Source organism: Acidovorax sp. LjRoot129 (assembly GCF_964253765.1).
Lineage (GTDB): Bacteria > Pseudomonadota > Gammaproteobacteria > Burkholderiales > Burkholderiaceae_C > Acidovorax.
The window spans coordinates 80,225-95,781 of sequence record NZ_CAXUSE020000002.1 but is presented as its reverse complement, the minus strand read 5'-3'; the positions used below and the strand labels follow the sequence as shown (position 1 = coordinate 95,781).

Sequence of the window (15,557 nt, the reverse complement as noted above, 5' to 3'; positions counted from 1 at the left end):
AATCCTGTCCCGCGTTGTAATCGGATCTGAAGAAAAATTCATAGCTATGTCGTGCGGGGATTAAGGCGTGATGCCAAAGCAGCAATCGGTCCACTGAAAGAGCAGGTACGAATGGTCTTCACCTGTGGCAGGTACATCGCGCCACATGCCCCAGGCCGCAGTGCTTGACCCGGTTGCATGGGTGCAAGTCCCAAACCGTTGTGGAGGGCTCACCTCCTGAACCTGCGAAGTCGTTGGAGTTGGGGCCGGTGCCCCGGGCGGCCGTCCATTCACCTCGGGTGAAGGAGCCAAGAACTGCCAGCGGTAGGCGTCCTTTCTGATGATGTAGCGAGGGTTCCGCTCGCAGAGGTTGTCGTTGCCAATCGTCTCGTTTAGCAACCCGAGGCGATGAAGCATGGACAACGCCCTGACGCCAGTCAGACTGGTGAACTGCACGGGGTCAACCATCCGCCCTACCCCGTTCCCAAAAAACCCTGTAATCGGGTACATGTTTCCCCAAGTCCCCGCAACCCAGAAGAGGTTGTTCATCGGCGAGCCAAGCGTTGACGCGACGCCGTCCACAGGCATCGCAAACATGGCTTGAACACCAGTGAACAGCAGCATCTCTGGATTGATGAACGTCGTGTACCGGCCAATCGCATCATTCCAGTTTGGGAACATGGGGCTCGACTGGAGCAAATCGAATTCGGTCATGCCATCGGCTGGGCATGCGCCGTCGTCGATGAGACGCAGCATGTAGATGATCGGGAAGGTGTACAGGGTCCAGTTTGCGAAAGCTTCGTGCTTATCGCTGCGGCCCATGTTGGCCCCGCCGTTGAGGAACCCCACGCTCGCAAAGGGAAGCTCCATACCGCCCAGCGAGGGCAGGCAGTAGGGACGGCGGGTGACGTCGAGGATCTTGGACGGAGCCCAGAATCCCACCGTGAAGCCGATGCGTGGGAGCTGCCCCTTCGACAGGTCGCCCCCACATGCGCAGATGATTTTGTTGGTGCGATCTGCAGGCTCGCCACTCTTGCCGGCGATCATGGTTGCACCCATCAGTTTGAAGGGGAACATGCCTGACCAGCAGACGTCCTTGAACATTGTTTCAAGGGGGTTGTAGCTACTGCATGCCAGCTTCATCGTTTCCGCATGTGCTTGTCCGTGCCCTCCACCAAGTAGGAGGGCCGCGATCACCAAAATACTTCTCCACATGTGGTCAACCTTTAGTCTGGGGATTGAAGTAGCGGATGCGCAGGCGGTCACCCTCCTGCTCCACGATTGCGGGGACAGCTTGAATGCCAAAACGATCACCGAGTCGTTTCACCAACGGGAATACTGGGCGGTTGAATTTCTTCACCAGCTCCTCCATCACCACGTTACCGCTTTGTGCGCTGGTCATGCTGCCGACAATGAAGACGTCAGCCGCGCGGTATTCCGGGCGTTTCAGCCATCCGCGTACAAGTTGGATCTGGCGTTCATCACCAGCATCAATCGCAATTACAGGAACTTGCAGTCGTGTGTGCTGAAGGAGATTGAAGGTCTGACCTGCTTTCGCGAGCACAACCGTGCCTTTGCCGTCTGGGCCTGGACCAGTGACGTCCTCCGGTACCGTGAAGGTAGGAACAAAGTAGTCCGTCGACTCCTTCACTACTGTTGGCAGATCAAAGCTGGGCTTGATGTTCTGCGCTGCGCGCGTTCGAGCACGGGCAAAAGCGCCTTCCCAGTCGTACTTCTTTGCGCGGTCCTCGATCACGCTGAGAATGTCCGGCTCGGCCACTGCATAGGATTCGCCGGCCTTGTAGTTGCCTCCCTTGCGTGCCATGGCTCTCGCACCGTCCAGGCTCACTGCGCCTCGAATCGAGAACCACTTGTCTTTGTTCTTCACCAGATACACAGGGACTGAGGTGACCCCATAAGACCGAAACGCATTCGGGTCGACCTCTACGAGAACTTCATCTTTGTAGGGATCAGGCAGATGCATCCGCAGTTTGTGAATCAGCTCCCCGATCTTCTGCGGCTCAAAGCCACGCACCACGAATCGGACGCGCTTGCCACCTTCATCCAACGACTGGCGGAAGAGGCTGCGCAGCACACCGTCTGGCATGCCCGTCGAGATAAATACCTGCATGTCGAAATCAGGCAGAGCGCCGGTCTCTTGCTCCGACTTAACGCTCTGCTTGTATTGGTCACGCATGTCGCTCGTCCACTGCGGCGCAGGAGAAGAAACGGACGTGATGCCGTAGTCACGCAGCGTCCCCTGAGCGCTTTGCTGCAGCTGGACTGGTTTGGTGACCTGGTGCTTGTTGTCTTGCCAAGGGTTGCGGGACTCCGCCACCTGTGCGCTCGCGAGAAGCGGAAGGCTAGAACAAAGGAATAGCGTAGCCCAAAAATGCTTCACGATTTACAACCCCCCAATAGCGCGAATCAAAACTCTCTTTGGTAGTACCCATCAGGAACATCTGTCCTTCCTTGAGCGTGTACTCCGCATCAAAATCACCCGGGCTCTTGCCTGGTAGGCTCTTTGCAAGCCATAGACGGTCCACATGCACACCGTTGATCCACAGCTCAGTGCCTTCGACCTTTACCGTGTCTCCGCGAAGAGCGGCCACTTTCTTCACGATCCGGTCGCCTTCGCGCGCGCCCACAGACAAACCAGACTTCGGCATCCGGGTCATCACGTAGTCACCTACCTTGGGCTCTTGGGGCATCCCCTTCTTCCAGAGGTACACCAGAGATGGCATGCATGCTGGCTCACCGACGAGCCGTTGGACGTCGACACCAATCCGAATTCCGGTCAACCACAGGCCCAGGGCAATAAGACCGGTCACCAGCAACGAGCCGATCAAGTTCACTTTGATCAGACGGTAGACAATGCGCACCCCAACCCCCGGCCAATTTCTTGCCGGGGAGTCCTTGGATACCGACATGAAGACTCCTAACGGGCGGGAGCGGGACTAGGGTTCGTGCCTTCCTTGCGAAGGTACCCTTCGGCCACAAGCTCATTGCGAAGTGTGTCGGTCAGGTCGGGAACGCCCGCGGGCGCCGCCACCACGGACTCTGTTCGCAAAACGGTAGTGCCTGCTTCAGCGTGCGCCTGCAGGCGTTTCAGAATTTCTTGCGTGAATTGATTCGACTTCACCGTGACGTCGGACACCGGCAGTTTGCCGGCTACAACATCCTGGCCCACGAGGAGCACGTACTCGCCCACCAGCTGCTCGTAGTTCACGAAAGCGATCTTGCTCGGGGCTTTTTGCTGGTTCAGCAGCGGAACAGCAAAAACGTTGAAGGCCAGTGCGACAAGCGCGGAGATCAGAACGATGGTGCCGATCTCGGTAACCAGCGGGAGAACGCCCAGTGGCTGTTTTGTAGGGATGGCCTCGGAGGCCTGTACTGCATTGGTCGTCATGATTTTTATCCGTGTTTCGCAATGAATGACTCGATTGCTTCGACAGGGTCAACGCCCTTTTCGATGGCATTGATGATTTGTGAACGTTCTGGGTCGGAGGTAGAGAACAAAACTTGCGAGAACCTGTCCACCACGAGGCGCGCAATACCGACGCTCTCGTTCGCGTAGATCATTACCTCTGCGAATTGACCAGGCATGGTGTGAATAGTCCGCATCTGCTTGAAGGACCAGTCGTCAAGCGCAAGGTACTGTTCGCGCTCCACCAACTCGATGGTTTCGCTGTTCTGCTTCATGATCAGCTTGAAGGCGCTGTTTGCAGCAATTGCTTTGCCGGCTTCCGATTGATACAAGTCAGCTATCGACTGCGTAACGATCACTGCGCTCGCGTTGTACTTACGGAAGCGGCGGAATGCGTGTTCCATGAAGCGGGCAACCATCGGGTCATCCAGCAGGCTCCAGGCTTCATCGATAACGACGATTCGAGGTCGACCATCATTCGACAGGTAGATTTCTGCCTGAATCGCAGCGATTAGCTGCATCAGAACAATTTGCTGTAGGGCTGGCTTGCTCTTGAGCTCTTCCAGCTCCAGAACGACAAAGTCCTTGCTCAGGTCCAGGTTTGACTGGCCGTTAAACCACCGCCCTTCTGCTCCGAACTTTGTGTAGCGGTACAGCATTGCGCCGATATCACGCACTCGCTCATCTTCCATGTCGCGCATGTATTCAGCGATGTCGGAAATGTCAGTGCTTTGCCCCTTGCGACCCCATACAGCTTTCACGGACTCTTCAATTCGTGAGCGGCGATAGTCATCAAGACCGTCTTCTGGAGCGGCCATCTTTTCGATGATGGCTTGGATCAATCCCACCTCATCGTCAATATCCTGTACCTTTGAGAATGGGTTCAGGCATAAGTCCTTATCAGGGCTGAACTCGATGAATTCGCCTCCCATCCACTTGCACAGTTTGTAATAGGACTTGCCCACGTCGATGGCGTACACCTTGGCACCCATCGATAGGTACTCTGTCAGGAGTGTTTGAGTCAAGAAACTCTTCCCCGCTCCAGATTCCGCAAACACGACGGCGTTCGAATTGGTCTTTGAGTCGCGCAGGTCAAGAGACATGATCTGACCACGCCTGCTCTGAAGAAGCATGGCGTATCCCTTGTCTTGCCCGAGCTGGTAGGAACTTCCTTTCCACTCACCAAGAATGGGAAGAAAAGTTGCAGCGTGCTCAACCGCCAGCGTCTTGAAACGGAACGTGTTCTTGATGCTTTCCGCCGACGGAAACAAGGGAAACGCATTCCAGAACACCGGCAAGAGGACCAGCCGCTCTTCACCCATCGAGAACTGAAAAGATTGCAGATAGGTACGCATCGCAGCCATCTGACGGGTGAGTGGCTCGCGTTGCTGGCCAAAGATCCCAACTGACAGGGAAGCCTCGACGATAGTGGCGCCCGTGTCTATTGCCGAGACGATGACGTCCATTCCCTGCTTTTTGAGCGCAAGCTTCGGCACGAACTTCAATAGCGGCCCGAAAGCCTGATATGTGATCATTCCCGCTTTCGTTTTCACAGCAGACGTCTTGCTGTGTTGCGCCGGGTAATGCATCGTCAGATTTATCTGGTACGGAAACTTGATTTGGTTGTTCGCCCCGAGCGGGTCCCCGATCATGTACGCCATCAGCCAGAGAGCGTTCTCCTTGGGCCAGCGGCCGGCCGAGAGCATCTGCACTTTGGTGCCGCTGGAAAACTCAAGTGTGTCTTCGGTGACAGAGAACCCTTCACCAGGCAGAAAGACTTGATCCTTTAGCTTCTGATCCTCACGCACGCTGTCGAGCTTTGGCTCGTCAAATGGATGTGTGATCCGATGTGCGAGACGCAGGTAGTCTGCGCTGCTCATACGTGTGGTGTAAAGCCCGATGGTCATCAGTGACTCGGCCAACTTCGCTCCACTCTCGGCAACGATGTCCTGTTCCGCGTTGGTGGGTTCCAGACCCTTGTACGGGATCTTCAACGAAACCACTACAAAGCGATCAAGTAGCTTCGTTCCAAAACTTGGCAGATTCGAGCGATCTCGTGACTTGGAGATGAACTCGATGCGGCGCTTGTAAAACGCTTCAGCGCCAGCCTTGGTGACCTCACTGGTCAGACGATTTATCCCAGCCTGACGCCGAGCTTCATACCGACCCAACGGAACGTCGATATCGGGCATCGCATACAGGGTGACCTGTACCATGCTCCCGGCAGGAAGGGGTAGCGAAAATGCTCCCTTGAGCATCTCCGCTGACGTGTCATCCGCCCCATTGACAGGGTTGCCCATGTAGCAAACGCCGATGTAGCCGTCATCGCAGAGAAACACTCCCGTTTCTGGATCTTGGGCCACCACGGGAATGAATTCGCTGGGTTTGTGGCGTTTTACGGCTTGGCTCATAGCCCTGTGCAATGCGGACATTCAATCCCCCTAGTTCTGGAAAACGGTGATCAGATGGGATTGACGATCAGCAGACCGGACGAGATCACACCGTCGATCACGCCAGGACCGAAGCCAGCCGTCAGCGCCATCGCAACAGCAACCACGGCTGCGATGACAGATTGCTTGATGACGCCGACACCCAGGCCGACCAACAGCGCGGACACGCCGAGGGTCTTACCCAGCGTGCCGTTTGCCCAACCGGTGATCTGGTCGTAGACCTGTGTGAATTCAGTACCGCCGCCGCCCGCATTGCTCACGAAAGAGCTGAAGAAGATGCCCAGACCAAGGGCGAGCATGATGAGCTTTTCGACCTTGGGGGTGTTACGGGCATTGCGGCCGAAGGCGAAGCCGAGTGCTTGTTGTGCAGCGGCGAAAGAAACGTGAGTCATGGCTTTCCTCTAGTTGATAAAAGTAAATTAACGGGGGGTGAATGCAGCGGGCATCCCTTGATGCCGCACTTCTTGTTCGCCATAGCTCCAGCGCTTTGGCGTAACCTCGGTGTAGACATAGGTGGCCCAATTGAGGTTGTCGGTGCTGTCAACCCATGGGGCTACCCATATCCGCATAACTTGGCTGGCTTCGCGAACTGGCCTGGCTGGAGGCTCAGCAGCGGTCAGCAGGTGCGATGAAGGAGCGAGCGTTGTCAGATCACGGGCCAGCTCTTCACTGGATTCCATCGAACGAAGTTGCCCGCCATCCTTGGCGCCGGTTTTCCACTCTTCAGGTGTCCGGCCATCACGGATCGCCTTCGGCGTGTTGTGTGTTGCCCGGTACACCTCAAGCGGTGTTGGGCAACTCGTGTTGTTGTTGTCGCAAGCAAACTTCGACTCGGAAGCCGTGTTGAGTGCGCTTGCGCAACCTGTCAGAGAAAACACCACGGCAGCGGCAGCGCCGATCAGAGGGATACGGGAGATCAGTTTCATTTGGTTCACCATTGAGGCTTGTTGGAGCCAGAACCCTTTGGTGCGGGTCCGTTTACGCCGGGAATAGCAACTGGGACTTGATGAGCGCCCACGACAGTTGCGGGTTGAGCAGTGGCTCCAACCTGATTCGCAGCAGACGCGCCGGCAGCAATCTTGTTTGCCATGCTCTGAGCGTTTGCTTGGGCCTTAGGGGCAGCAACTTGGTCCTCGTCGTCGTTGTCGTGGCTGCTGCCACGAGCTGCGGAGCTGCCTGGCTTTGCTGGTGCATCCACATATCGTTCAAGCGACGTTGAACCCTTCAAGGGAAGGCTCATTCCACGCGTCACGATCACAGTGACCACTTGCCCCGCTTGCGTCTCGACGACAGGGAATGTCTCTTTGGCCATGTCCAGATAGAACCTGGCGATCATGTTTGTGGAAGACGAGATGCCACCAGCCAAGCCTGATTGACCGACGGAGGCGAGAGACTCGCTTTCGTAGATGTTGTTGCCCTGTGTAGGGTCAATGTTGAGGGTCGGAACACGCGACTTTGTGAGTGCTTGGCCGATACCACCCAGAGCGCCTGCAAGCAACGACTGGGCGATCATTTGTCCCTGCTTTGACACTAGTCGGCCAGGAACTCCCACCTTCCCGTCGGTGCCTACGATGTAGGCCTCCATCTTGGTATCGAACACCTTGCCGTCATGACGGACACAGGCAATGCTTTCGGTGCGAATCAATGCGCGCTCTGATGCAAGCTGGCCGAATCCCGCTCCCATTACGAAACATTCACGCACATCGATGGATGCGAAGTTGGGAAGCACGGCCTCCTTCTTCACTCGGATGAGCACTGGCGTTGGATTCTTCTGAGATACGCTCGACGTAGGGGCGTCCATGCCGTTCAGCAACACGCCCGGAAACATGGAACCGCCAGGTATGTAAGCGGCCTCGTTCTCACGCTTCTTCCGCGAATTTGCGCTTGCAGGAAGCGTGTTCAAACGCTGTTCCGCCTTTTGCTCGTCCATCTCTCCGCCTTCGCTAAGCAGACGAATCGTTGGACCAACGCTCGTTTCCGCCATGCTTGAGGTCGCTTCGTTTGCAGTAGGCGCACTTGTGGTAGCTGCCGGCATGGGCATGGGAGCAGCCATCGGAGGTGGTGGCGGCAGTGCTGGCGCTCTCGACGCGGGGGCATCGAATACGCTCGTATTTGCTTCGAGAGCTGGCACCACCGGTTCAGCAGGGCGTGAGGCGGCGGCGGTGTCTGTCGGGAGGCCTTCCGGGTTTCCTTTTTTCTCGTCGAAATTCTTGAATCGCTTCTCGAACTCCGCTCTCATTTCCTCCTGCACTTTGGTCATGGTGTCCATGCGAGCGCCAAATTGCTCAACACCTGTCACGCGCTGCGGGGTCACAACTGTCACCTCAGGCTTAGCCGCGCGCGGCGTGCGTGACGCCTTCTTTTCGGTCATGTTGGTGAGCAGGAAACTGACACCAAATACGAGAACGATGGCGCCGCCACCAAGCACCAGCCGACGAGTCTTCGGCTGAAGGTTGTTCAGCTTTTCGGTGATGCTCATTGGGCCTCCATTGCCATCGACGCGGCAGACTTCGGCTTGTCGGCCAAGATGAACACGTACCCTGACTGCTCAGGCTTGAGGGAAATTGCTGGGAAGAAGCTCACAGCCTTGATTCCCTTTCGGTAAAAGGCCGTTTCAGTGAGATCAACCTTCTCGGCCGACTTGTTGACGATCAGGTACCGATAGATGTCAACCGTTGAACCAGTGAATGCCACTTCTGGCGTCACATGCAAAGGGCCCATCTTTGCTACACCGCTCTCCAGCGGAACAGGATTGAAGCCTGTGACCTTGCCTCGCACGGCTTGTGACATCAGGGTCCGGATAAAGCCCGCGTAATCGCTTGCCCGCGGAGTCGATATCTCTGACTCCTCCTCCGTTGCGCCAGTGACATTCGCACTCGCGCGAAGGTCTTCGAGCTTCACGATCACGGATTGGCCTGGTATCGCGCCAGAAGGTATAGCGGTCAGGGAAATCGACTGAGAGGTGTTTGCCGAATCAACAATGAATAGTCCGATGGGCTGCTCACCGTTTGGCATGAAGTAGACGTCGCTGCCGACGACCTTCGCCATCGAATTAGACGTATCGATCACCACTGGCTTGGCAAAGGGCGTGGCGATGCGATTGAGCAGCTTGCTCGACATGCGAACGATTTCGTTCACGCCGTTTCGCGTGTGGATAACGAAGGGCTTCAAGCTCGGGTCGTCCTTCTTGAGTCCCGGCAGATTGATCTCACGTTGAATTGCATCGAGACCGACACCGCCCTCACGTTGCGCATCGGCAAGCGCTGCCAGGGGGTCCACTGGTGCTCTACCCAGCGGGCCCTTCGGCAAAATCACCGGAGGTGCAGCGCGGACTTGCTTGCTTTGCCCAGTGTTTGGACGTTCGACAAACCGGTTGGTGCCAGCTGGCAACTCTCCCGACGCAAGTCGGTTTGCGTCTTGCACAACGGCCGGGGCCAGTGGGGCGGACACGGGCTTTGAAAGCTCGGCATCTATCGCCGCCTTCGTTTGTGCAACTGCATCCCTTGCCTTTGCGGCATCGTCGTTGGCGAGTGCCGTGTTTGCCCCGGCACTGAGGGCGAATCCCCACAGGCAAGCCAGCGTCATCTTCATGGCGCGCATCAGTTCTGCTCCTTAATGAGTGTTTCGCCGGTAGCCGAATCAGTTGCTTGCACAGGCTGTTCCGAGACTTTTTGAGCCGCTTCTTGGATGGGAGCCGTAGCTGGCTTCATTGCATCGAGATCGAGAGCCTGGAGGGCATCCTCTTGCGGCTTACCGCCGTTTTTCTTGTACCGGCTAGGGGTCGCGTAGTCGGGTATGACACCGCCCTCACGGGAGCTGCGGTTCACGTGCCAGGCAACAGTTCGTGGAATGGTTCCCTCGTACGAGAGGAAGTGAGAAACCCATGGGCGCCCCTCACGGATCGAAATTCCCATTTCGTAGGTAACCTGCTTTTGGTACTTCTGAGCGCCCGATGTGGAGGTGATCAGGGTCCCTGAGACAAACACGCGGCTGGTGTCGGCTTCAAACTGAAGCGAGTTCGGCAGGAAACTGATGACGGAGCCTGAACCCTTGAAAACAGGGTCTTCCATGATCGTCATGAGCTGACGGCGGAAGTCGGTGTAGATCGAGGGGTCCATGAATGCGGACACCGAATCCAGCACGACTTGTGACGACTTCGGCTGGATGTTGCCGACCAAGGTGGCGATGTACATCCCAAAGCTCTTGATGTATTCCTTGTTGGCCGAATTCCACGCCACTTCGGCTTTCTGATCCAACATTGGTGGCACGAGCACAATTCGCTCGCGCTCGCCCGACATGACGGCAAAGGCGTACACCAGTGCGGCAACCAGCATTGCGTTTGAAACAACCAAGACCCTGGTCAGGGCTTGCAGCTCGCTCATGTTGCGCAGTGCGCTTTTGAAATTCATTCCGCCACCTCGCGCATTGCGCCACTGTCGAACCGCTTATTCATGCTCATCATTCCGGCCCACCAGGCCATATGAAAAAGCACTCCGTCCATGTGCGAATTCTTGAAACGGCCAAAAATCTTCACGAATGCATACGTGGCGAACATGCCCAACAACAGCTGATCCCACATAAACAGGACAACGAAGATGACTAAGGCGGGCAGAAACTCGTCTACTTCCCAAAGGAAGATCTGCATCTGGTCATCCACGTAATTTGGAATTGGTTTCTCGGTCATTTGCCCACCTTCACAAGCACGATACTGTTGGTTGATTGGTCGTATTTCGCGCCACCGAGAATGACATTCGAAGCGTTTAGCCCACGATCTTTAAGACGTGGAACTAATTCCTTCCAGGCCTGCATCATTTGATTTACTCGCTCTTCAGTCATTGGCCCATCATTCAAAAATTCAACGTAATATCGAGCCATGTCGTTAGTTTTGAATTTTTGCAATGCAATTTGACCTGCAACTGAAACAGAATTGGATGCAACATTGAAACTGTGAACTTCAACAATTGACTTCCCAGTTGCACCACGCATTGCATTCATATCTGCAGATGCGCCATCCAGTCGTTCGTGACTGCGCTGCAGCTTGCTCTTGGCCATATCGACTCCAGCTAGCCATACAACACGCTCTTCAGCAGTCAAACGGAGGTCTTTAGCGACGTCGGTAAGGACGATTTCGGTTTGTTCGGTTTGTCCAATAGCGCCATGGGAAAGAATTGCATCGCGCTCAACCCACATTGATTTCTTTTGCTGTGCTGGGACGTCGATGAATTGGGGAGCACAGCCGGTTGTTAGAACCGCCGCTGCTACCACCGCCAAAATTGCTGCTCTCACGTCCAAACCCCTTCATTGCTCTATGAGCGATGTAGAGATATTACGGGGCTCAACATGCGAAAAGGGGGGCGAAAAGCACGCTAAAAAGCGACGTTTCGCACCCCCCGAAGGTTTGGAAGTGTTTTCAGCCCAGTTTTGGGCTGGTTATGCAGGGCTACTGATTGATGATCACGTCTTGCTCAGCAATAGCACCCAGATCCGTGTCGACCGTCAGTCGGAGCCCGGTTAGTCGTGAAGTCCCAAGCCAGGCCTTGGGAATGGCGAATGATTTAGACGTGGATTTCTGGGCCACACCGTCCAGGTTGTAATTCCAAACCGTAGACCGCCAAACTCCGGCTTCGATCTCGCACTCAGGTGTCAGCAACATTCCACTGGTTGTGGTGGTTTGCTTGATAGTGCAATTCGGCTTGGGCGGTTCCTTCACATCGAGTGAAATCGTCTTTTCACCGTAGTTGCCCGCACGGGTGATAGTGCGAACCTGAACTTCATATTGGCCAGGCGTTTGGAAGGACACGTAGTGCCCCGAACCAGTGAATTCGCCGACTTTTGTGCCATTGATCAACACGTCGTTGCGCATGAATGAATCACCGCGCGGCATACCCACGATCTTGAGGCCCAGATAGTAAGAACCAGGCGCGAAATACTTGTCCAGGTACTTCGAAACGATGGAGGCTTGGGTCTCGACGCTGGCTGGCGGGAGTATGGTGAATTCGTCGGATGAGACATTCACCACATTCCCGCGCGTGTCCGATACCTGCAGAGCCAACTGATAAGTGCCGGTGGCGCCAATGTTTACAGTGCCGGCAACATCACTGCCGCTGCCCCGAGTCACCCCGGTTGGCAACGACCACGTGTATGTCAGTGGCTCACCGTTCAGCGACTTCAAATCAAATTCGGGAGTCTCTACGTAGTATTTAACGACCGCTGGCACATCCGTCGTTTGCGGAACCAGTTTGATCTTCCAGCTTGCTGGCCAGTTGTAAGCCCATGCCTTGATGGCAAGGGTGGCGACTGTAGTCTCGTCGGGGTAGCCCTTCACGTAGGTGTAGTAGCTCAGCACCTTGTCCGTTGGTGCAGGTGTGTAGCTCAGCTCTGTGCCGTCGACGCGAGTGCCGTCTGGGAGGAGCCAATAGCCGAGCACCTCGTACGACTTGGTTGAGGTTGTCGGGACAACGTCATTGATGGTGGCAGAGTAGACGTAGCTCTTTCCAGCCTCAACGTACGTTGGTCCGCGCAGTGATGCTCGCGCCACGAGAGGATTCACCGCCTTCAACCCGATTGTCTTGATGACGTTGGCGGATGGGTTGTCTGGCGCCTTTGCGGATCTGCCGATGACTTCAATGGCGTAGTTTTTGATTTCCGTTGGGGTGAAAGTCAGTGTGTCCGAGTTCTCTCCCGTGACATTCGTGAAGCCGCCGGTTGTGACGATCCGCCATTGATACGCTGCATCGAAGCCCTCTTCCGCTTTCACCTTCAACTCCACGGGTTGCCCAACGAGCACGACCCCAGGAGCTGTGACACTGAACGTTGGCACTTCAAACGCCGTGAGAGTCAGTGGCTCCGTCTGAAACTCGGCACCTGAATATTTGTTGACGAGCACGGCGCGATAGGTCGCCGTTCCCACGTTCTCCAGCCGCGCTGTGAAGTTTATGCCTGTCTGCTCGATTTGCTCTGTGCGCATAACCCGACGCCACGTTCCGTCAGTGTTTTGGATCTCCCAGGCAACGGCTTTGACATTGGCGAGCATTTTTGCGTTCTTGACGTTCGCATTGAGCGTCTGAACAAAAGGCGCTTTGCCGCTCAACACGCGGGCGCTGAGAGAGGCCTCAATCACATCGCCAGCCGCCGTGATGAGCGCGCGAGTCTTTGATACCACTGAGCTATTTAAAACCAGCCCGTCGCTGACCATCTTCGCTTCAGCAACGATGAATCGCGTGCCTGCTGACAAGCGGCCCATGTTGACAGTGAAGGCCCCTTGATCGTCAAGCATCACAGGCGAAGACAAGGCCGTGTTGGACTTTTCATCCTTGATGACGATTTGCCACTGACCCATAGACTCTCGCTCGAAGACGATGTTTTGCCCACGAGCGATGCCCACGATGCCATTGATGACAGTGTCAGCCTGATCGTGGGAGACAAAGTTCTTTTCGAAGTCGACCAATGGACCTTGGGGGACCCCAATAAAGTCGAAGACCTGTTCTGTCTTGAACTCTGGTGCGCGCCTGTACCAGGACTCGACTTTCACTTTGTTTTCAGCCCAAGGAGTATCCGTCTGCATCAACAACGTGACGTTCGACTCTGGTATCGAGCTGGTGACCTCCTTCACCAGATCTCCAGGGTAGGTCACACGAGTCACTACTTCGCGATGCCCAGCTTTGACGTTGACCACGCCCGCAGCGCGTGCTTGAGCCTTGTCCACAGTTGCAAAATACTTACCCGGGAACTGCGACGTGTTCTTTGCATAGAAGGTGTCCAGCAGCTTGTCATTCTTGAACGAAAGCGCAATTGGCGCCGGAGTCGTGCCCACAATGTTCACGGCGCCATGGCCTGACTTCGCTGGGTAGAAGGCTGTCTGTCGGGTTGCAGGATCGGTATAAACAATCCCAGGGGTGAACGTGATGGTGTTGTCGCCAACTGTCGGCACCGAACCGCGCAATGCGTTTGATGCATAGGGGTTGTACTTCATGCCCTCAGGGAGCGCGCCGAACTGAATTGCACAGTTCACTCCGATGGTTTGGGAGAGCATGTACCCCGGCCGAATTGTGCTCAGGTTGCTGCAGGTTTCAGTGCTGCCGTTTTCAAGCTTTGCCTGCACGTCCGCGTCTTGGACTTTGATGGCGGCGGTGGGTAACGACTGGGAGACGACAATCTTTTTGGCTGGGTTCCACGTGGCTGTTTTGAGGAGGATGTTGGGTGCATCAGGTAGGTTCACCCACAGCTTCACGTCGCGCGCAACTTCGGTTTCGGTGGTGTCCTTGACAACAATCGGGAAGGTCCCAGCCAGGTTGGCTTGACGGCCGAGATCGAATGCCGAGTCTTTGGAGACGGCTTGCCCATTCACCGAGAGACCATCAGCGGATGCCGAGTCAACCACCACTGGGAGAGCAGCGACATCCATTGCGCGATTGTTCAGCGGACTCGACGGGGTCAAACGGCTGCTCATTCCCGGAAAGGCTTCAACGATTGGCAGCGAAATGTCCGCTTTTAGTACCGGGCGCTTGTAGCTGAATGCCACTGACCGTGAGGCTGTGTTGGAGCCTGCAACAACCTCGGCCTTGATCTCCATGGGGCCGTCACGCAATGGAGGGTATCCGACGGCCTGGATCGCGCCACCAATGCTCCGCACCATCTTGAGCGGCACCTCTGTTCCACCGCTGTGTACGAGCTTCAGTGGGCTTTGAGCGTCGGAGAGTACAAATCGCCCCTTTGCTTCCGCCCTATCGAGTGGAAGCGAAGTCATGATGCCCTGTCGCATTGAAAGGCGCACTTCTTGTATCGTGTACGGCCCCGCTGGCAGGGACGATGAGAACACCTGGGCTACGAATCCTGAGTTCAGCAGAGGATACTGAGCATCAGAGAAGTCACCTGTTATGTGGTCGGCAAGAATGTCAGGCCGAGATTCGATACGCTGAATGGGAATCTTGTAACTGATGAGGGTGTCATCGTTCTTCACCACGATAAAACCCCCTGCAGTCTCATTCGGCCGTTCAAGGGTCACCATGTCGAATGCATACCCTCTGATCGTCAAAATTCCGGTGGGCGTGATAGTAGGTGCCCCAGCGTCGCAAGTGTTGACGCCGTTGACTTCACATGCCGCAGATACAAGCGCCGCGTTGGCCGAGGGCGCAATGCTGCAGCACAGAGTAAGTACAGCAGCTACTGTTTCGCGCAGGATGGGTCTTTTGGTCATGGTGTAGTCCAGGAGGTTGTCACTTGCTTGCTACTTGCACTGGGGCGTGCTTTGCCAGGACTCGCTCCACCTTGCGGGCGTAAACAAGTCTTTTGTAATCCGTGGTGGCGTTGTAGGCCCCGATGGCTTTCCATGTGAAGCCATGGGAAGCAATGCTCTGGGCCAAGATCCAGGCACCCACATTGGTGTTGATGCAAGGGTCCGAGATGTTCTCTTTGGTGATCCCGTATGCAGCTAGCTTGGGAAGCCACCAGTCATTGACCTGCATGTGGCCATAGTCGTAGGAACCGCCCTTGTTGCGGTTCACGGCATTTGGGTTGCCGTTTGACTCGACTGTCGATATCGCCTTGAGAAGTTCTACAGGGACTTGGTACCGTTTTGCAGCGTCTTCGAAGCAAGCTGCGTGGGCCTGCAAAGCGAGAGCGAAAAAGAACGTGACGATCCAATGTTTCATAGCATTCAATGCTACGAAGCCGCACCCCGCCAACCACCCCTGAAAAGCACG

General features: G+C 55.7%; 14 protein-coding genes. All 14 read right to left on the bottom strand.

The features are described 5' to 3' along the window. Window positions 1–60 precede the first annotated feature (60 nt). The 14 genes from ACSQ3Q_RS25020 to ACSQ3Q_RS24955 all read right to left on the bottom strand — a co-directional run bounded on the left by ACSQ3Q_RS25020 (window position 61) and on the right by ACSQ3Q_RS24955 (window position 15,506). A complete protein-coding gene (locus ACSQ3Q_RS25020) occupies window positions 61–1,083 on the bottom strand; it encodes a TraU family protein (RefSeq protein ID WP_436137172.1) in 1,023 nt (340 codons plus the stop codon). Window positions 1,084–1,198: 115 nt separating this feature from the next. Next, window positions 1,199–2,176, bottom strand: a complete 978-nt coding sequence (locus tag ACSQ3Q_RS25015) for a TrbC family F-type conjugative pilus assembly protein (RefSeq protein WP_436137171.1) — start codon at window positions 2,174–2,176, stop codon at window positions 1,199–1,201. Between the two features lie 166 nt (window positions 2,177–2,342). Further along, window positions 2,343–2,909, bottom strand: coding sequence for a signal peptidase I (gene lepB, locus ACSQ3Q_RS25010; protein WP_436137170.1), 567 nt, complete (start codon window positions 2,907–2,909; stop codon window positions 2,343–2,345). An 8-nt stretch (window positions 2,910–2,917) separates the two neighbouring features. Continuing rightward, window positions 2,918–3,388, bottom strand: coding sequence for a TrbI F-type domain-containing protein (locus ACSQ3Q_RS25005; protein ID WP_436137169.1), 471 nt, complete (start codon window positions 3,386–3,388; stop codon window positions 2,918–2,920). A 5-nt stretch (window positions 3,389–3,393) separates the two neighbouring features. Beyond that, a complete protein-coding gene (gene traC / locus ACSQ3Q_RS25000; protein ID WP_436137168.1) occupies window positions 3,394–5,817 on the bottom strand; it encodes a type IV secretion system protein TraC in 2,424 nt (807 codons plus the stop codon). Window positions 5,818–5,867: 50 nt separating this feature from the next. Beyond that, window positions 5,868–6,248 carry a TraA family conjugative transfer protein gene (gene traA, locus ACSQ3Q_RS24995; RefSeq protein WP_436137167.1) on the bottom strand — a complete coding sequence of 127 codons (381 nt, stop codon included), beginning with the start codon at window positions 6,246–6,248 and terminating at the stop codon, window positions 5,868–5,870. A 27-nt stretch (window positions 6,249–6,275) separates the two neighbouring features. Further along, window positions 6,276–6,782, bottom strand: a complete 507-nt coding sequence (gene traV, locus ACSQ3Q_RS24990; protein WP_436137166.1) for a type IV conjugative transfer system lipoprotein TraV — start codon at window positions 6,780–6,782, stop codon at window positions 6,276–6,278. Between the two features lie 5 nt (window positions 6,783–6,787). Continuing rightward, window positions 6,788–8,335, bottom strand: coding sequence for a TrbI/VirB10 family protein (locus tag ACSQ3Q_RS24985; protein ID WP_436137165.1), 1,548 nt, complete (start codon window positions 8,333–8,335; stop codon window positions 6,788–6,790). Next, complete coding sequence (locus ACSQ3Q_RS24980; protein WP_436137164.1) at window positions 8,332–9,456, bottom strand: hypothetical protein; 1,125 nt, start codon at window positions 9,454–9,456, stop codon at window positions 8,332–8,334. Before ACSQ3Q_RS24980 ends, ACSQ3Q_RS24985 begins: the two co-directional genes overlap by 4 nt. Next, window positions 9,456–10,265, bottom strand: coding sequence for a TraE/TraK family type IV conjugative transfer system protein (locus tag ACSQ3Q_RS24975; protein WP_436137163.1), 810 nt, complete (start codon window positions 10,263–10,265; stop codon window positions 9,456–9,458). Before ACSQ3Q_RS24975 ends, ACSQ3Q_RS24980 begins: the two co-directional genes overlap by 1 nt. After that, window positions 10,262–10,540, bottom strand: a complete 279-nt coding sequence (gene traL, locus ACSQ3Q_RS24970; RefSeq protein WP_436137162.1) for a type IV conjugative transfer system protein TraL — start codon at window positions 10,538–10,540, stop codon at window positions 10,262–10,264. The genes ACSQ3Q_RS24975 and traL overlap by 4 nt, the downstream gene beginning before the upstream one ends. Beyond that, window positions 10,537–11,142, bottom strand: coding sequence for a hypothetical protein (locus ACSQ3Q_RS24965; RefSeq protein WP_436137161.1), 606 nt, complete (start codon window positions 11,140–11,142; stop codon window positions 10,537–10,539). Before ACSQ3Q_RS24965 ends, traL begins: the two co-directional genes overlap by 4 nt. A gap of 154 nt (window positions 11,143–11,296) precedes the next feature. Further along, window positions 11,297–15,052, bottom strand: a complete 3,756-nt coding sequence (locus tag ACSQ3Q_RS24960; RefSeq protein ID WP_436137160.1) for a hypothetical protein — start codon at window positions 15,050–15,052, stop codon at window positions 11,297–11,299. 19 nt (window positions 15,053–15,071) lie between these two features. After that, a complete protein-coding gene (locus ACSQ3Q_RS24955) occupies window positions 15,072–15,506 on the bottom strand; it encodes a lytic transglycosylase domain-containing protein (RefSeq protein ID WP_436137159.1) in 435 nt (144 codons plus the stop codon). Between the last annotated feature and the right edge of the window lie 51 nt (window positions 15,507–15,557).

Excerpts from the sequence above, each read along its gene's own strand:
- ACSQ3Q_RS25020 (WP_436137172.1), bottom strand. The coding sequence starts at position 1,083 with ATGTTCAAGGACGTCTGCTGGTCAGGCATGTTCCCCTTCAAACTGATG.
- ACSQ3Q_RS25015 (WP_436137171.1), bottom strand. The coding sequence starts at position 2,176 with ATGCGTGACCAATACAAGCAGAGCGTTAAGTCGGAGCAAGAGACCGGC.
- lepB (WP_436137170.1), bottom strand. The coding sequence starts at position 2,909 with ATGTCGGTATCCAAGGACTCCCCGGCAAGAAATTGGCCGGGGGTTGGG.
- ACSQ3Q_RS25005 (WP_436137169.1), bottom strand. The coding sequence starts at position 3,388 with ATGACGACCAATGCAGTACAGGCCTCCGAGGCCATCCCTACAAAACAG.
- traC (WP_436137168.1), bottom strand. The coding sequence starts at position 5,817 with ATGAGCCAAGCCGTAAAACGCCACAAACCCAGCGAATTCATTCCCGTG.
- traA (WP_436137167.1), bottom strand. The coding sequence starts at position 6,248 with ATGACTCACGTTTCTTTCGCCGCTGCACAACAAGCACTCGGCTTCGCC.
- traV (WP_436137166.1), bottom strand. The coding sequence starts at position 6,782 with ATGAAACTGATCTCCCGTATCCCTCTGATCGGCGCTGCCGCTGCCGTG.
- ACSQ3Q_RS24985 (WP_436137165.1), bottom strand. The coding sequence starts at position 8,335 with ATGAGCATCACCGAAAAGCTGAACAACCTTCAGCCGAAGACTCGTCGG.
- ACSQ3Q_RS24980 (WP_436137164.1), bottom strand. The coding sequence starts at position 9,456 with ATGCGCGCCATGAAGATGACGCTGGCTTGCCTGTGGGGATTCGCCCTC.
- ACSQ3Q_RS24975 (WP_436137163.1), bottom strand. The coding sequence starts at position 10,265 with ATGAATTTCAAAAGCGCACTGCGCAACATGAGCGAGCTGCAAGCCCTG.
- traL (WP_436137162.1), bottom strand. The coding sequence starts at position 10,540 with ATGACCGAGAAACCAATTCCAAATTACGTGGATGACCAGATGCAGATC.
- ACSQ3Q_RS24960 (WP_436137160.1), bottom strand. The coding sequence starts at position 15,052 with ATGACCAAAAGACCCATCCTGCGCGAAACAGTAGCTGCTGTACTTACT.
- ACSQ3Q_RS24955 (WP_436137159.1), bottom strand. The coding sequence starts at position 15,506 with ATGAAACATTGGATCGTCACGTTCTTTTTCGCTCTCGCTTTGCAGGCC.